Origin of the sequence: Desulfovibrio sp. (assembly GCF_018379785.1) — a bacterium.
Taxonomy (GTDB): Bacteria; Desulfobacterota; Desulfovibrionia; order Desulfovibrionales; family Desulfovibrionaceae; genus Desulfovibrio.
In genome coordinates this window covers 57,487-73,363 of record NZ_JAGZUV010000010.1, presented here as the reverse complement: position 1 = coordinate 73,363, position 15,877 = coordinate 57,487, and the positions used below count along the sequence as shown (strand labels likewise).

At 62.8% G+C, this 15,877-nt stretch carries 14 protein-coding genes; 4 read left to right on the top strand and 10 right to left on the bottom strand.

What is annotated here, in order from left to right; translation table 11 throughout:
* Nucleotides 1-275 precede the first annotated feature (275 nt).
* The 3 genes from rpsB to KH208_RS03530 all read left to right on the top strand — a co-directional run bounded on the left by rpsB (nucleotide 276) and on the right by KH208_RS03530 (nucleotide 3,777).
* Nucleotides 276-1,073 carry a 30S ribosomal protein S2 gene (gene rpsB / locus KH208_RS03540; RefSeq protein ID WP_291433878.1) on the top strand — a complete coding sequence of 266 codons (798 nt, stop codon included), beginning with the start codon at nucleotides 276-278 and terminating at the stop codon, nucleotides 1,071-1,073.
* Nucleotides 1,074-1,192: 119 nt separating this feature from the next.
* Nucleotides 1,193-2,050 (top strand): translation elongation factor Ts, encoded by an 858-nt coding sequence (gene tsf / locus KH208_RS03535; RefSeq protein ID WP_062253511.1) that lies wholly within the window; start codon nucleotides 1,193-1,195, stop codon nucleotides 2,048-2,050.
* 140 nt (nucleotides 2,051-2,190) lie between these two features.
* Nucleotides 2,191-3,777, top strand: a complete 1,587-nt coding sequence (locus KH208_RS03530; RefSeq protein WP_291433875.1) for a transporter associated domain-containing protein — start codon at nucleotides 2,191-2,193, stop codon at nucleotides 3,775-3,777.
* A gap of 18 nt (nucleotides 3,778-3,795) precedes the next feature.
* On the opposite strand, the gene KH208_RS03525 is transcribed toward KH208_RS03530, so the two are convergent.
* Entirely contained in the window at nucleotides 3,796-5,016 is a 1,221-nt protein-coding gene (locus KH208_RS03525; protein WP_291433873.1) for a 6-phosphofructo-2-kinase/fructose-2,6-bisphosphatase, read from the bottom strand.
* 59 nt (nucleotides 5,017-5,075) lie between these two features.
* Here KH208_RS03525 and KH208_RS03520 point away from each other — a divergent pair, with 59 nt between their 5' ends.
* Nucleotides 5,076-5,768, top strand: a complete 693-nt coding sequence (locus tag KH208_RS03520; protein ID WP_291433870.1) for an aspartate/glutamate racemase family protein — start codon at nucleotides 5,076-5,078, stop codon at nucleotides 5,766-5,768.
* 27 nt (nucleotides 5,769-5,795) lie between these two features.
* Here the strand turns inward: KH208_RS03520 and KH208_RS03515 are convergent, their stop codons facing one another.
* The 9 genes from KH208_RS03515 to hisI form a co-directional block, all read right to left on the bottom strand.
* Nucleotides 5,796-7,532 carry a hypothetical protein gene (locus KH208_RS03515; protein WP_291433867.1) on the bottom strand — a complete coding sequence of 579 codons (1,737 nt, stop codon included), beginning with the start codon at nucleotides 7,530-7,532 and terminating at the stop codon, nucleotides 5,796-5,798.
* Between the two features lie 73 nt (nucleotides 7,533-7,605).
* Nucleotides 7,606-8,802, bottom strand: coding sequence for a tyrosine--tRNA ligase (gene tyrS / locus KH208_RS03510; RefSeq protein ID WP_291433865.1), 1,197 nt, complete (start codon nucleotides 8,800-8,802; stop codon nucleotides 7,606-7,608).
* A 190-nt stretch (nucleotides 8,803-8,992) separates the two neighbouring features.
* On the bottom strand, nucleotides 8,993-9,241 hold the full coding sequence (locus tag KH208_RS03505) for a hypothetical protein (RefSeq protein ID WP_291433864.1): 249 nt from the start codon (nucleotides 9,239-9,241) through the stop codon (nucleotides 8,993-8,995).
* A 343-nt stretch (nucleotides 9,242-9,584) separates the two neighbouring features.
* Nucleotides 9,585-10,475, bottom strand: coding sequence for an SCAN domain-containing protein 2 (locus KH208_RS03500; protein ID WP_291433862.1), 891 nt, complete (start codon nucleotides 10,473-10,475; stop codon nucleotides 9,585-9,587).
* A 119-nt stretch (nucleotides 10,476-10,594) separates the two neighbouring features.
* Nucleotides 10,595-11,326, bottom strand: a complete 732-nt coding sequence (locus KH208_RS03495; protein ID WP_291433860.1) for a hypothetical protein — start codon at nucleotides 11,324-11,326, stop codon at nucleotides 10,595-10,597.
* Nucleotides 11,327-11,328: 2 nt separating this feature from the next.
* A complete protein-coding gene (locus KH208_RS03490; protein ID WP_008682084.1) occupies nucleotides 11,329-12,594 on the bottom strand; it encodes a sulfite exporter TauE/SafE family protein in 1,266 nt (421 codons plus the stop codon).
* 348 nt (nucleotides 12,595-12,942) lie between these two features.
* A complete protein-coding gene (locus tag KH208_RS03485; protein WP_291433857.1) occupies nucleotides 12,943-13,716 on the bottom strand; it encodes a YkgJ family cysteine cluster protein in 774 nt (257 codons plus the stop codon).
* 518 nt (nucleotides 13,717-14,234) lie between these two features.
* Complete coding sequence (gene hisG, locus KH208_RS03480) at nucleotides 14,235-15,128, bottom strand: ATP phosphoribosyltransferase (RefSeq protein WP_291433855.1); 894 nt, start codon at nucleotides 15,126-15,128, stop codon at nucleotides 14,235-14,237.
* Nucleotides 15,125-15,556 (bottom strand): phosphoribosyl-AMP cyclohydrolase, encoded by a 432-nt coding sequence (gene hisI, locus KH208_RS03475; RefSeq protein ID WP_291433853.1) that lies wholly within the window; start codon nucleotides 15,554-15,556, stop codon nucleotides 15,125-15,127. Before hisI ends, hisG begins: the two co-directional genes overlap by 4 nt.
* Nucleotides 15,557-15,877 lie beyond the last annotated feature (321 nt).

Below are 15,877 nucleotides of genomic sequence, written 5' to 3'. Positions count from 1 at the left end.
CTCTCTTGATATGTTGAACAAATCTCTTGCACTATTTCAAAGATTCCGAGTTAATGGTAGTATTGAAGAACTTTTATCATTGTTAAGGTGAATGTCTCCATGGGGGCATCCTCTTGCCATCCATACGGCTTTGGGCTATAGAAGCTGCTCCATTACACACACTCCGGCGGTTCTCGGGGTGCCCGTTCCGCAGACGCGCGTCGCGTCCGGTCCACGGCGGGTGAAGAGAACAGTACAAACCGGGGTGGAGGAAACCAACCCATTGGAGGATCACAATGGCTTACGTCAGCATGAAGCAGATGCTGGAAACCGGGGTGCACTTCGGGCACCAGACCCGGCGCTGGAACCCCAAAATGCGCCCCTACATCTTCGGCGCGCGCAACGGCATCCATATCATCGACCTGCAGCAGACCGTGAAGCTTTTCCGCGTGGCCCACGACAAAGTCGTGGACACCGTGGCCAAGGGCGGCAAGGTGCTCTTCATCGGCACCAAGCGCCAGGCCCAGGAGGCCGTGGCCGCCGAAGCCGGCCGCGCCAACCAGTTTCATGTGACCAACCGCTGGATGGGCGGCACCCTGACCAACTTCGTGACCATCCAGAAAAGCGTGGACCGTCTCAAGAAGCTGGAAGCCATGTTTGCCGACGGCTCCATCAACCGTTACCAGAAAAAGGAAATCCTGCTTCTGGAGCGCGAGATGAAGAAGCTGGAGGAAACCCTGGGCGGCATCAAGAACATGGACCGCCTGCCGCAGCTGGCCTTCATCATCGACCCCAACCGTGAAGACATCGCGGTGAAGGAATGCCGCAAGCTGGGTATCCCGATCGTGGCCGTCACCGACACCAACTGCGATCCGGACCTCATCGACTACATTATTCCCGGCAACGACGACGCCATCCGCGCCATCAAACTCTTTGTGGCCGCTTTCTCCGAAGCCTGCATGGAAGGCGAGGCCATGGGCAAGGACCACAAGGACGCCGCCAACGCCGAAGAGGCCATGCAGAAAGCCGCCGCCGCTGAAAGCGCCCCGGCCGCTGAGGCCGCCCCCGCGCAGGAAGCCGCTCCCGCCGAATAATCGGGGTCCGCGATTTCGTATTTTCAGGGCAGCGCGATCGTTACGGGTCTGCGCTGCCCTTCTTGAAATTTTTTACGCAGCAACTCCGGCGCATTGGCCGGACGCATCTGGAGACGACAATGGCAATCAGCGCTCAAATGGTCAAAGAACTGCGCGAGAAAACCGGCGCGGGCATGATGGATTGCAAAAAAGCCCTGGTGGAAGTGAACGGCGACCTGGAAAAGGCTGTGGACTGGCTGCGCCAGAAGGGCATGGCCAAGGCCGCTAAAAAATCCGGCCGAGCCACCTGCGAAGGCGTGGTTACCGCCGTGACCAGCCCTGACGGCAAGCACGTGGCTATGGCTTCGCTGATGTGCGAAACCGACTTCGTAGCCCGCGGCGACCAGTTCCAGAACATGGCCGCCCGTGTGGCCCAGGCCGTGCTGGAGCACAATCCGGCTGACCCCACCGCCCTGGACGGCGTGGTGGGCGACGAGGTCAAGCAGCTCATCGCCTCGGTGGGCGAAAACATGCAGCTCGGCAAGTTCGCGCGCCATACCCGCCAGTCCGACAATGAAGTCATCGGCCAGTACATCCACGCCAACGGCAAGATCGGCGTGCTGGTCTTCCTGACCTGCGGCAAGGCCGAGAGCGTGAATGCGCCCGAAGTCAAGGAGCTTGCCAAGAACCTGGCCATGCAGGTGGCCGCCGCCAGCCCCATGGCTCTGGACGCCGGAAGCCTGGACCAGGCCGCCGTGGAACGCGAGCGCGAAGTCTACCGCCAGAAGGCCCTGGAAGAAGGCAAGCCCGCCAATATCGTGGACAAGATCGCCGACGGCGCGGTGAAGAAGTTCCAGAAGGAAGTCTGCCTGATGGAACAGCCCTTTATCCGCGACGACAAGAAGAGCGTGAGCGACATCGTGCGCGAAGCCGGCAAGGCCGTGGGCGACACCATTACGGTGACGGGCTTTACCCGCATCCAACTGGCCGCGGAATAAGCATGCCGGCAGACGGAATTGCGCGTCATGCGGCGCGCATGCAGAGTAGTCTCATTGTTGATTGAACCTGAAAGGGGGCTTCGGCCCCCTTTTTTTATTTTCCAGGGCCCTTGCGGCCCGCGATAAACAGCGGAAAGGATATGTGGGATTTTTCGTGGATTACGGAGCTTTCGGCCTGGGCCGGTCTGGGCACGCTGGTGCTGCTGGAAGTGGTGCTGGGCGTGGACAACCTGGTATTCATCTCCATCCTGGTGGGACGGCTGCCCGCCGAGCAGAAGCGCCATGCCTTTCTCACCGGCCTGGGGCTGGCCCTGCTCATGCGCCTGGTCCTGCTGGCGGCCATCGCCTGGATCATCGGGCTCACCGCGCCCCTGTTCACCCTGGGCGGGCGCGCCTTTTCCGCGCGGGACCTGATCCTGATAGGCGGCGGCCTGTTCCTGCTTCTCAAGGGCACGCTGGAGCTGCACGAACGCCTGGAAGGCCATGTGTCCGGTCCCTCGGACGCGGGCCGTCACGCGGGATTCTGGCGGGTGATCGCGCAGATCATCGTCCTGGACGCCGTCTTTTCCCTGGATTCCATCATCACCTCCGTGGGCATGGTGGACCATGTCTCGGTGATGATGCTGGCCGTGGTCGCGGCCATGCTGGTCATGGCTCTGGCCGCCGCGCCGCTGCTCCGCTTTGTGGAGCGCCATCCCTCGGTCATCGTGCTCTGTCTGGGCTTTCTGCTGATGATCGGCCTGGGGCTGCTGACCGACGGCCTGGGCTACCATATTCCCAAGGGCTATCTGTACGCGGCCATTATTTTCGCCGTGCTGGTGGAAGCCTGCAATCAGTGGGCGCTGCGCAACCGGCGCAAGCGCATCAGTATGCGCGACATGCGCGAGTCCACGGCCCGCGTGGTGCTGGGGCTGCTGGGCGGGCGGTCCGGCCACGGCGACGCCCAGCTTGACGCGGCGGCTCTGGCCGGGGAGAGCCGGGGCGCGCTGTTCGCCCCGGAAGAGCGGGACATGGTGGCCCGCGTCATCCGCCTGAGCGGGCGCACGGCCCGCTTCATCATGATCCCGCGCCAGCGCGTGAACTGGCTGGACAGCCGCGCCGACCGCGAGACTGTCTACCGCTTCGCGGCGGCGGCCGCCCTGCCCTGGCTGCCGGTGCTGCGCCGCGAGACGGACGACGTGCTGGGCGTGGTGCGCACGGGCGAACTGTTGCTGCCCGCGCCGGACGCCTCCAGGGACGCGCCCTGGAAACTGACGGACTACATCCATTCCGCGCCGACCATTTTCGAGCATACGGCCCTGGCGGACATTCTGGACGACTTTCGCGCGCATCCCGCGCCGCTCTCCTTTGTGCGCGACGAATACGGCAGCGTGGTGGGCATGATCACGCCCGCCGAACTGCTCAGCGTGCTGGCCGGTCAGGTGGGGGATTTGCCCGCCGGGCCCGAATCCTGCCGCCTGCCCGACGGCAGTTGGCGCATGCCGGGCAGACTTTCCGTGGATGCGGCCACGGCCTGGCTGGGCATCAGCCTGCCGCCGCGTTCCGCCAGCGCCACTCTGGCCGGGCTGATCCTGGAGCGCCTGGGGCACATTCCGGTGACGGGCGAGCGATTGCGCCTCCAGGGCTGGGAGCTGGAGATCACTCGCATGGACCGCCAGCGCATCGACGAGGTGCGCGCCGTCAAGCTGCCGGAGAGCGGGCGGAAAAAGGGGCGCGGCGCGGCATAAAGCGGCGGAGCCCCGGCTTCAGTCCCGCCCCGTCCGTTCGTAGGGGACGCGCTCGAAGACCTTGCGGTGCGGGGTCAGGGAAATGTGGTAATACTGGTTCTGGGGAATGTAGATATAGGGCACGTCCTCGCTGCGCTGGCGCAGAAAGAGCGAGAGCAGCACCCGGTTGATGGCCTGGTGGCCCACGATGAGCAGGGGCGCGTCCCCGGCCAGGAAGAGCGCGCGCCTGAGGCCGCGCTGCACGCGTTCGCGCAGGATGGCGTAGCTTTCGCCGTTGGGATAGGCGTAGCCGTATTTGTCCGCGTTGCGGCCCGCCGTGACGTCGGGCATGCTCCGGCGGATTTCCGAATAGAGCATGCCTTCGCAGTCTCCGGCCCAGATTTCGTCAAATTCCTTGAGAGCCATGGCGTGCGCGCCGGGGCGTTCAACCAGCAGCGGGGCCGCGGTTTCGTGGGAGCGCAGGCGGGTGGAGGTGAACACCCAGTCGATGCGCCGGTCGCGCATGTGCCGGGCCAGGGCTTCGGCCTGGGAGCGGCCCAGGGCCGTGAGCGGAGGATCGCCGCCGATGCGCCCCTGCACGTTGAATTCCGTCTGGCCGTGGCGGGCCAGGTAAAGGCTGTGCACCCAGACGCTGACCACAATCTCGCGGATGGCCGGATAATAAGGCGAGCCTTCACAGGGACGTTCGTCCAGAATGCGGTTGGCCGTGGAATCCACGCAGAGCCAGAATTTTTCATCCTGAAGCGGGCTGTAGATGGATTCATAATAGCCGATGCGCTTCATGAAACTGCCCAGGGCGTCAGCCTCGCTGTAGGACGCGTATTCGGGCAGGGTGGTTTTGCGGCGGATGCAGGCGTTGAGCAGCAGCGGGTCTTCGTTGACGCACTCCACAAAGAGCACGGGGTGGTCGTTGAGGGTCTGTTCGATGAGAATCCGCCGGGCGCGGCTGGCGTTGGTGGCGTCCAGGATGGCCACCTCGCCCTGCTCGGCCAGCCAGGCCCGGGCCCGGGCCATGTTGCGGAGGCAGATCTGCTCGCGGATTTCGCGGCCCGCGCTGTTTTCCGGATTGTAGAAATCCGGCTCCGTGGATTCCGCGCCCACCAGGGCCCGGCGCATGTCGCCGTTGTTGAAGATCTGCGCCCGGATGCCCTCGGCCAGCAGGCCCTGGCGGATGCGCCGCGCCAGCGTGGACTTGCCGCGCGCGGGCAGGCCCACCATTGCCACGTACAGTTTCTGCATATTCCCCTCCGCTGTGGATCATGGTAGGGGAAAAGCCCCGGAAACGGAAGGAGGCGCGCATGAAGACCATCGGTCTGTTGGGCGGCATGAGCTGGGAAAGCACGGTCAGTTATTACCGGATCGTCAACACGGTGGCGAAGGAACGCCTGGGCGGCCTGCATTCGGCCCGCTGCCTGCTCTACAGCGTGGATTTTCAGGAAATCGAGTCCTGCCAGTCCGCCGGGGACTGGGACAGGAGCGCGCTGCTGCTGGGCGCGGCGGCGCAAAATCTGGAGAAGGGCGGCGCGGATTTCATCGTCATCTGCACCAACACCATGCACAAGGTAGCCCCCCGGATTCAGGCGGCGGTCTCCATTCCCCTGCTGCACATCGCGGACGTCACGGCCGCCGAAATCCTGGGGCGCGGCCTGCGCTCGGTGGGCCTGCTGGGCACGCGCTACACCATGGAAGAGGTTTTTTACTGCGGCAGGCTGCGTCGGCAGGGCCTTGAGGTGCTGATTCCGGACGCGCCGGAACGCGACATGATCAACAAGGTCATTTTCGAGGAGCTCTGCCTGGGCGAGATTCGCGAGGATTCCCGGAAAAAGTTTCAGGCGGCCATGACCGGACTGGCCCGGCGGGGGGCGCGGGGCGTCATTCTGGGCTGCACGGAAATCGGCCTGTTGCTGCGCCCCGAAGACGCCGACCTGCCTCTTTTCGACACCACTGTGCTGCACGCCACCGCCGCCGCGAATCTGGCCCTGGAAAGCTGAGGCAAACTTTTCCCAAAAGGGGCGGCGCTATTCCGCGCCCGGCCGCGCGGCGTCGCCCCGCAGTCCGGTAAGAATTTGCATGAGCGGCTTCCGGGGGTTGGCTTTGCAGGCCGATTCCAGGGCTCTGCCCCGATCCGTTGCGGCTTCTTGCGGTTCCTCTTGATATGTCCCGCGTTCCAGCCAGCCGCGTCGGCCGTCCCACCAGCAAGCCAACGCCCTGAAATTTATGCTGTGTTTTTTGTTCAATCTGAGCAGATCCGAGCAGGGCGCGCCCAGATAGGCCTTAACCTCTTGTCTTTCGTGCATCTTGGCCGTTTTCCAGGCCTCGGTGACGGCCATGCCCGGCGTGCGGCGGCACTGCGAGGCCAGAACAAGAGGCAGTTCCGCGACAAAGTATTTGGTGCGCCACAAGCCCACGGGCGCATAGTCCAGACCCATCTGCGCGCTGACGTAGCCGTCCAGCCAGATTTCGGGCGGCAGGACGGATTTCGCGGCAGTCTCCGCCTCCGTCCATTCCCGGCAGGTCAGGGCCGCCATGCCCGTGTCTTGCCGGGGCGCGTTCGCGTGGAAGGCCGTATTTTCTGTTATATCCGCATACGCGGCGATCCCGGGCGCGGGAAGCGGGTCCGGCGGAGTAGTGCTTGGGGGCAAGGCCGCGAGGGCCTTGCGGGCCGCGTCCGGAAACGGCATGCGGGGATGTGCCGCGCAAAAGGTACGGATGGCCGCGCTTCGCGCCACGAACATTTCAGGCGCGGGCAGACGCGTGGAGGGGTGGCTTTGGTAGCCGTCCCACCACAGCAGCCATCCCACGGCGTCATGGCCGTAACGGAAAATATCCGCGCAGGAACGCTTGCCGACCTCGGCGGCGCGCCAGATTTCATCGTCGGCATCCCGCCAGGCATTAGTTACCGGGACTGCGGGATGCCGCGCGCAATAGCCGTCAATAAACGCGCTGCCGGCTTCCGGTTCCGTGGCGTCCGCGTCGGTTCCGCGCTCCGCAGCTGGGTTGGGTTCGCGTTCCCGCCATGCGGCGGCCCAGCCGCTCAGCCATCTGCCTGTCATAAAGAAAAAACGGCCGCGGCCCGCCGCGCCGCCGGTGTCCCGGCAGGTCAGGGCAGCCAGCTCCACCGGCCATTCCCGCACAAGGTAAAGGGCCTCTCCCAATGTGAGAACGGGCAGGCGCGCGGACAGAGCTGCGAGTTCACGGGCCATCGGACGGAGTTCAGCCACGTCGGGCGGGCGTCCTCCGCCGTGCTTAAAGGCCCGGTGACCGTCCCCCCAGAGAAGCAGGGCGGCAAACAGGCTTTCCTGGACAGCCGCGATAGCCTCCGGCCGGGCAGCTTTCTTGCGAATCAGCGAACGCGCGTCTTTCCAGGTGGCGTATCCGAGATTCAGAGCGTCACGGATGTTCCCCGGCTCGCTCGGGGAACGGAAGTGCAACATGGTCGTTTTCCAGGCTTCGGTCAGGGCCATATCCGGCGTGCGGCGGCACTGGGCGCTCAGTTGGGGCGGAACTTCCATATGCCAGCGCCCGGCATCCCCTGCCAGATAGACGTCGTCAGTGTTGATCTGCGCGCTGACGTAGCCGTCCAGCCAGAGCGGCGGCAGCGGCGGGCGTCCGTCCGCGTCCAGATCGCGGCAGGTCAGGGCCGTTACGTCCATCTGTTGTGGGAGAGCGCCCGGCCCGTCGGCCAGGGGGTACATGCCGACGGGCAGCAGGCAGGCCAGCAAAGCCAACCCGACCGCAACAAAGGCAGCGCGCATGCCGTTTCCTTTATAGAGCAATGCGGGCGGCCCCGAGGGGCCGCCCGTTGAAAACATGGAGCAGTGCCGCGATTCAGCGCACGTTGAGTTTCAGAAAGCGCTTTTTGCCCAGTTTGATCACATAATCCCCGGCGGGCAGCGGGGCCAGCGCGTCGTCGCAGCGCTGTCCGTCCACGGAAAGCGCGCCTTCCTTGATCAGGCGCTTGGCCTCGCCCCGGCTTTTGACCAGCCCGGCGGCCTCCAGAAAGGCCGGGGGCGTGCTGTCCTCGCCGTTTTGGCAGGAGAGGGAGGGCGCGTCGGCGGGCACGCCGCCGTCCGCGAACACCGCGTTGAAGCCCCGGCGGGCCTCATCGGCATCCTTCCCGCTGTGATAGCGGCTGACCATTTCATGGGCCAAGGCCTCCTTGGCGGCCTTGGGATGCACGCGGCCTTCGGCCACGTCCCGCTTCAGGGCCGCGATCTCTTCCAGGCTTTTGGCTGAAAGCAGCTCGTAATAGCGCCACATGAGCTCGTCGGACACGCCCATGACTTTGCCGAAAATTTCCGCCGGCGGCTCATCAATGCCGATGTAGTTGCCGTAGGATTTGGACATCTTGCGCACGCCGTCCGTGCCTTCCAGGAGGGGCATGGTCAAAATGCACTGGCTTTCCTGCCCGTAATGGGCCTGGAGGTTGCGGCCCACCAGCAGGTTGAACTTCTGGTCGGTGCCCCCCATTTCCACGTCGGTTTTCAGAGAAACCGAGTCAAAGCCCTGACAGAGCGGATAGAGGAATTCGTGGATGGAAATGGGCCGCTGCTCACGGAAGCGTTTTTCAAAGTCGTCGCGCTCCATCATGCGGGCCACGGTGTAGCTGGAGGCCAGCCTGATGAAGCCCGTGGCGTCCAGCTTGCTCAGCCAGCGGGAGTTGAACTCCACCTGGGTCTTTTCCGGGTCCAGAATTTTGAAGACCTGCTTCTTGTAGGTTTCGGCGTTGGACAGCACCTGTTCTTCCGTCAGCGGAGGGCGGGTTTCCGAGCGTCCCGAGGGATCGCCGATGCGGCCGGTAAAATCGCCGATCAGAAAGATGACCGTGTGCCCCAGCTCCTGGAAATGACGCATCTTGTGCATCACCACCGTATGCCCGAGGTGCAGGTCCGGAGCCGTGGGGTCAAAACCCACCTTGACGCGCAAGGGCACGCCGCGCGCCAGCTTCTTACGCAGTTCGCCCTCGTCGATCAGTTCAGCCACGCCACGTTTGATAAGGGCCATCTGCCGATCAATATCCGTCATCGCCGTATCCTTATTGCAAGCTGCGGTAAAAAATGCCGGACGCGCCGCCAAAGCGGCGGCGCGTGCGCGGAGACGGAATCTGATACCCTTTTGGCTGCGGCGGTGTCAAATTCACGGAAACCGGAAGCTATGGTGAGAATCTGCCGCCACTGTAGGAATTTTGTTCGGCGCGGGTGGCGGAGAGGGGATTCTACAGGCCGAGGAGGGCGAAGACCCGGCTCTGGCTCAATCCCCCATGCACGGACAGGGCGCCCATGTTGTCCTGGGCGATCATGTTCAGGGTGTCGTCCAGCACGCCGTCCACTTCGTCGTCTTCCAGCAGACGGGGGGCGCGGATGTCCACGGTATCCTGCACGGCGGCGGGGGTGGAGCCGGAGTCGTCCTTGTCGGGCATGGTGAACGCAAAGGGCAGTGAAGAGTTGATGCCGGAAATTTCCATGACGTATCCTCCAGATATCCGCCGCGGCGGTCAGGGGTCAAATTTTCCGCCCGCATGGGCGGCCGCACTGAAATATGCAAATCCGGTGCCATGAGGATTTACGGCAAAGCCGGAAGCGGGGGGGGAATGCAATGCTGTTGGCATGGAGCAGTTACGCATGAAACGCGGGTAGGCGGGCTTTGCTCGCCCTAAGCGAGCATTTCACGTGTTAAACGCTCTAAAGAATGCGCAACGCCGTCGGCCGGGAGATGGTCCGGCGGACGGCGTACTGCGGAAGCGCGGGGCGGGAGGGGCGGCGCGCCTCACCGTATTCGGCGTTAGAGCGCTGCAACGTTGAAATGCTCTAAAGACCCACGGCCTTCTCTTGCGCCGGGGCGGCGATGTCGCTCAGGTCACGGATGAGGTGGCGCAGGCGCCCCGAGCCGGAAGATTCGACATCCGCCCAGTGCAGGGCGGACGGGCTTTTGGCCCAATCCAGCTCATAGAGAAAGCGCATGCGCAGTGCGGTGCCCTGCTCGCAGGCGTCGCGGCTGAGGCCCACTTTTTTGCCCGTAAAGATGTAGGGCAACTCGCCCTGGCCGGCGGCTTTGGGCGCGAGGAGAAAAAGATACAGCTCGTGCGCCATGAGCGGCCTGCGCGCCAGGTCTTCCTCCACGCACAGGCAGGCGCCGCCCGCCGAGATATTGATCAGGCCCGGCTTTTTTTCGCCGTGCAGCTTGTAATAGTCTTTGAGCCGGGCGCTCAAGTCCTGCCGGTTGGCGGGCAGATCGGCAATCACCAGCAGGCCGAGCAGGCCGGTGTTCTCCGCATTCCAGTCCAGGCGCTTGTCCCGCCGCAGGCGGCGGGTGACATACTGCCGGGAGAGGCGCAGCAACATCCTCTGCGGCAGGCCGTCCTCGTCCGTTCGGTTTTCCAGAATGGAGGCCCGGCCGGAATAGCCCATTTTTTCGGTAGCTCCGGAGGGCGCGTCCTGATCAAGGCTGAAAGAGAACTCGCAGGCGGGATCGACGGGCTTGCTCTTGCCGGGCAGGGTTTCGCGCATTTTGATTTCAAACAGCGCGACACTGCCGGTGACCTCCAGGAACCGGCCTTTCAGCAGCACGTCGGCCGTAACGCCGCCCATGCGCATATGGCAGCCGAGTTTGATCCGCGCGCCCTGGCGGCGGGCTTCCTGAAAAACTTCAAAGCTGTTGGGCCGCCACAGGCTGTATGATTCCATCTCATTGGTGTTCATAGTTTTTCCGCACCGTTCCCTCTGCGGTTGATAATAGGCAGCGGCGCGGCCCTCGTCAATAAAAGCGGCCGCAACGGCAGTGCGCTGCGGCCGGCAAAAGAGCTGCGAAACAGGGTTGATCAGCTTTCCTGCTTGACCTTGGACTTGGTCATGGCCAGGCCGATGCCCTCAAAGAGTTCAAAGATGGAGAAGCCGTACCAGAGGGTATACAGCACGTAGAAGAGCAGCATGCCGCTCATCAGCCAGACATGCTCGGAAACCTTGGCCGGAGCCACGCTATAGAAGTTATTGCCCGGTTCCACGGCACGGCGCAGGACATGGTCCACCACCTGGGCCTCCCCGAACAGGCGCTGCTTCTGGAGTTCCTTGATGCTCGGCGACAGCAGGTACCACCAGGCGGCCGCGACTTTGAGGGCCGGTTCGCCGCCGTACTTCTGGCTTACGGCGTCGGCGTTGTTGTGATACAGCGCGTCCGCGTCGTCCGTGGCGGAAGTCAGAATCAGGCCCAGATCGCCCTTGAAGCTCACCTTGCCGCCGTCGGCCACGGCCTCCGTGGCGCCGGACTTCTGCAGCAGGGCCACGGCCAGGGGGGCCAGGGCGGCTTTTTTCATGGTTACTGTCATCTGGACCATCTTGCCGTCCACGCTCTTGACGTTCTCGCGCACGCCGGGAATGAAGTAGGATGAGCCCTTGGAGAGTTCGTTAAAGACATTGTCCGCGTATTGCAGGCCGGTCAGATGATTGCCGTTTTCGTCACGCATGATGGGCGTGAGCAGTACGGCGAAAAGCACAAGGAAAGAGATCAGCAGCAGGCTGCCCCGGATAAAGGGGCCTTTTTCGTGAATAAGCATGATCAGGCCTCCCCTCTGAGTTTGCCGAGATTAAGGAAGAATTTGCTGAAGACCCAGATGCCGAAAAAGGCCACCACAACCCAGAAGACCACATTGCCCACGTCCTGGATGATGTTGCATACACTGGGCGACCAGTGGAGCACCTCCATCTCCACCAGCTTTTTGGGCAGCGTGGCCGCGCGGTTGATGAAACCGGCAATGATCGAAATGGCGTAAAAGCCCCGGATATGGATGCCTTTGACCACTTTGGTGGTCAGCGCGCCGACCTGGATGCCCAGCAGCGAGCCCAGCAGCATGCCGATAGCCAGGGTGTAGAACACGTAGCCGTAAATGGCGTACTGGCCCACGGCGGCGAAACCGGCGGTAAAGATGATCTGCAGAATGTCCGTGCCCACCGTGGTCATGGAGGACACGCCGAAAATGTAGACGAACATGGGGAAGGTCACGAAACCGCCGCCCACGCCCATGATGGCGGCCAGCAGGCCCACCACCATGCCGCCGGCGGCCACGATCCAGCCGGAGATGCGCCGTCCGCCGGGCACCAGGTCTTCGTCGAAGGAGATCATGGGCGGCACGGTCAGGCTCTGCATTCTGACGGACAGGCTGGTCAGGCCCGCGCTGCCGCCGTGGGCGCTCTGGCTGGCCGCTTTGCTGCCGCCGCGCGTGGCCTTCAAAAAGTCGAACAGGGCGTAGAAACCCAGGAAGCCCAGAAGCACGGCGTAAATGGTGCTGATGAACAGCTCGGAGAGCAGGGGATCGGCGTTGTACAGGCCTTTGTTGATGGCGCCGCCGATGAACGTGCCCACAATGGAGCCCACCAGGAAGGCAATGGCCAGTTTGGCCGAGACGTTGCCCAGCTTTTTGTGCACCGTGGTGCCCATGATGGCCTTGGCGAAAATATGAAACAGGTCCGTGCCCACGGCCAGAATGCCCTTGACGCCCACGGCCATCAGAGCCGGGGTGATGATGAAGCCGCCGCCCGCGCCGATACAGCCGGTGATCAGGCCTGCGGCCAGACCCACGGCGATGGAGGCCAGAAAAATGGTGGTGGTGTAAAAGGCCGGAGCATACGCGCTCTTGCCGCCGAGCATCTCGTGGTACTCGTAGGCTTCAGCCAGGCAACCGGCCAGAATGGGCACGGCCAGCGCCAGCAGAATGAGCAGTTTTTTGCGGTTTCTGAGAATGGAGGTCGAAACCTCCAGATCCCATTTGGCGTATGCCTGTGAACCGCTCAATAGAAAATCATACACTTGCCTGCCAAAACTCATACGCTCCTCCCGTGCGATTGTGGCCGGTGGGCGGCCGGGGATATGGGCACAGACAACAGGGCCGCGCGGAACGGAAAAACAGCGCCGCCTCAAGCGCGTGTTTTTGAGTTTCTCATGCCATAACTATTTAAAATTATTATAAATAATATAAAAAAGAACGGCATGGATTGGTCCGCACAACTTCCGATTAGCAGATTTTTTTTATCTTGTAAAAGAAATTTGTCACGAGCGCGATAAACAAAGCAGCCGCCGGGCGGGCGGGGGCCGGGCCCGGAAACGCGAAAAAACCGCCGGGACACAAGGCCCGGCGGTTTTTCGCAAGCGTTTGCCGCGTTGAAACCGGCGTAGCTATTTTTTGTTCAGGCCCTGGCTTTTGCCGAAGATTATCAGCTCCATCCAGTCCAGGCCGAAGTCCAGAGCGGCCGTGTCTCCGGCCTGGCTGTCCTCCATGATGGCGGCCTGGCGGGCATCGTCAATGTCCACATGTTCAAAAATGCGCATATGGGTGATAAGCTCGCGGAATTTATCCAACTGGTAGAGGCAGAGCACGCTCATGGTCGCCAGGCGCGCTTCCAGCGGCTTGCCGGTGGCCCGCACCAGGGCCATGAGCCGCATGTAGCGGTCATTGGCCGCGTTATATTCCGAAAGGCCCTGATCCTCGAACCACTGGCGCGCCGTGCGCTGCGTGCCCTGGTCAAAGCCGTGGCAATGAGGCTCGCGCACCACGAAAAAGCGCTCGGACACGCCGTTCTCGGCCATCTTGGTGCCGCGCCCCAGCGGATAGCAGCGACAGGCGCCGGGCCGATCCTCATAGATCGAACAGCCCGCCGGGCCCACAAAGGGGCAGGGCTCGCCGGGGCCCTGGAGCATGCGCAGCATGGGCAGGGGAAAGCCCGTGTCCGGAAAGGAGCGCATGGTGGCGAAGGTGTTCAGGAATTCCTCGCTGGTAATGCCCATGTGGCGGCGCAGGCGCAACACGTCGTAGGGCGTGAGCGGCAGGGTCAGCTCCGCGCAGCAGCGGTTGAAGCAGGGCACCTGTGGATTGCAGTCAAAACAGAAGGTTTCGTCCGCCTGGAGCTCGGGCAGGCTTTCCAGAAGTTCGCGGCTTTCATCGGTCTCCATGAAATCTCCTTTGCGCGCTCAAGGCAAACGCATCTTCATTCGCATTATTCGGCGTTGTGTCCGCCGGGATTTTCCGGAAAAACGGCCTTGCTTCAGCCCTGGGCCGGGCGCTTTATGACGACGCGCCTCGGCGGCCGGAGCAATTGACGCATTTCATGTATGAACTGCCCCAGAGGCAGCCGCCACGAGATGGTTTTTCGTGTTATATCAAGGAGAACGAGCCTTTTACGCAGGGAGTGTACTCTTCTGGAACTCGCTTCAGCCGTTGCGACGAAGGAAGCTACGGATGAAGACGGCAATGAGCTACACAAAACCCTCTCATCGAAATCACTGTAACAGCGCCTGCTGCAAAGCCGCCTTTTTCCGTGCGGCTGGCCGCCTTTTTCCGTGCGGCTGCGTTGCAAAAAAGAAATCGACCTCGCGGTATGTTCAATACGGCTTCGCCCGATTTCTCCTTTGCGCCTTGCCGCCCGGAAAAATTCAGCTTTTCGCGGACGGCGTTTTAATGAGGGCTGAGCCTAGATGACCTTGTTCAACGCGTATTCAATAATGCCCTCGGCCCCGGCTTCGCGCAGGCGCGGGATGAGATCGCGCACGATGCCGATCTCCACCACTGTTTCCACGGACAGCCAGCGCCCGTCGCGCAGGGGGGACACCGTGGGCGAATTGAGCGAAGGCAGCATTTCCAGGATGGCGTCCAGATGGGCCGCGGGGGCGTTCATCTTGATGGCCACCAGGTTCTCGGCGCGCAGCGCGCCCTGCAAAAGCAGGGTGAGCTGTTCGATCTTGGCCCGCTTGCGCGGATCCTCCCAGGCCTTCTTGTTGGCAATGAGTACCGGATAGGAAACCATGACCTCGTCGATGATCCTGAGCCCGTGCGCGCGGATGGTGGTGCCGGTCTCGGTCACTTCCACAATGCCGTCGGCCAGGCCTTCCACCACCTTGGCCTCGGTGGCGCCCCAAGAGTAGAAAACATCCACATCCACGCCCGCTTTGGCGAAATAGCGGCGGGTCAGGCCTTCCAGCTCCGTAGCGATGCGTTTTCCGGCCAGGTCGGCGGCGCGGGCATAGGGCGAATCCCCGGCCACGGCCAGCACCCAGCGGCAGGGCCGGTTGGAGGTCTTGGAATAAACCAGGTCCGCGATGCGCGCCACCTTGTCCTCATGTCCGCGCTCGGACAGCCAGTCCAGGCCGGTAATGCCCACGTCCAGCACCCCGGCTTCGATATAGCCGCCGATTTCCTGCACGCGGCAGAGCGAGGCAGCGATTTCCGGATCGTTGATGTCCGGAAAATAGTTGCGGGTGTGCTTGCGGATTTTCCAGCCCGCGCGCTCGAAAAGATTGATGGTGGCTTCTTCCAGCGAGCCCTTGGGCACGCCCAGTTTGATGATCGGCTGCGTCTGCGCGCTCATGAGGATTTCCTTTCTCCGCCGTAAACTTTTTGGGGATCGAACACCTGGGGCGAACAGACGGTCACGGCTCCGTCCTCCCATTCCCGGTAAAAGCAGGAGCGCCTCCCGCTGTGGCAGGCCGCGCCGCCCACCTGCTCGATGAGCAGCAGCACGGTGTCGCTGTCGCAGTCCAGACGCAGGGAGCGTACCTTTTGGACATGGCCGGACGTGCCGCCCTTGTGCCAGAGCTCCTTGCGGCTGCGGCTCCAGTAGTGGGCCTCGCCGGTCTCCAGGGTTTTGCGCCAGGCTTCCTCGTTCATATAGGCCAGCATGAGCACCTCGCCCGTGGCCTGGTCCTGGGCGATGGCGGGCACAAGGCCCTTGCTGAAATCGGGCGCGAAGTCAGCCGGGGCATTTCCCCCGTGCCGGCAAGACTGCTGACTGGACATTGGATGTTCTCCTTGGAGCATGTAGCACTTGAAATGCCCGTTCACGACGGGCAAAGCCCGTCCGCCCGCATTTCGCGGCAAGGATTTGCGGACAAATCCTTGCGGAGCGGTTGACGCGTTTCATGTGCGAACCGCTTCGGTCGGCGCGGCTACGGCGCAAATGCCCCCACCCGCGCGGCGGGCTGAATTTATCCGCAATCGACGGCGGAGGCAAGCCGCGCGTCTTATTCGCGCGCCTCGGCGGGGAGGCGCCCTTTTGCCGTCCGCATGGTGAACCTTGCGGAAAAGTGTGGTTTATGACATTATAACTCGTTGACAGTA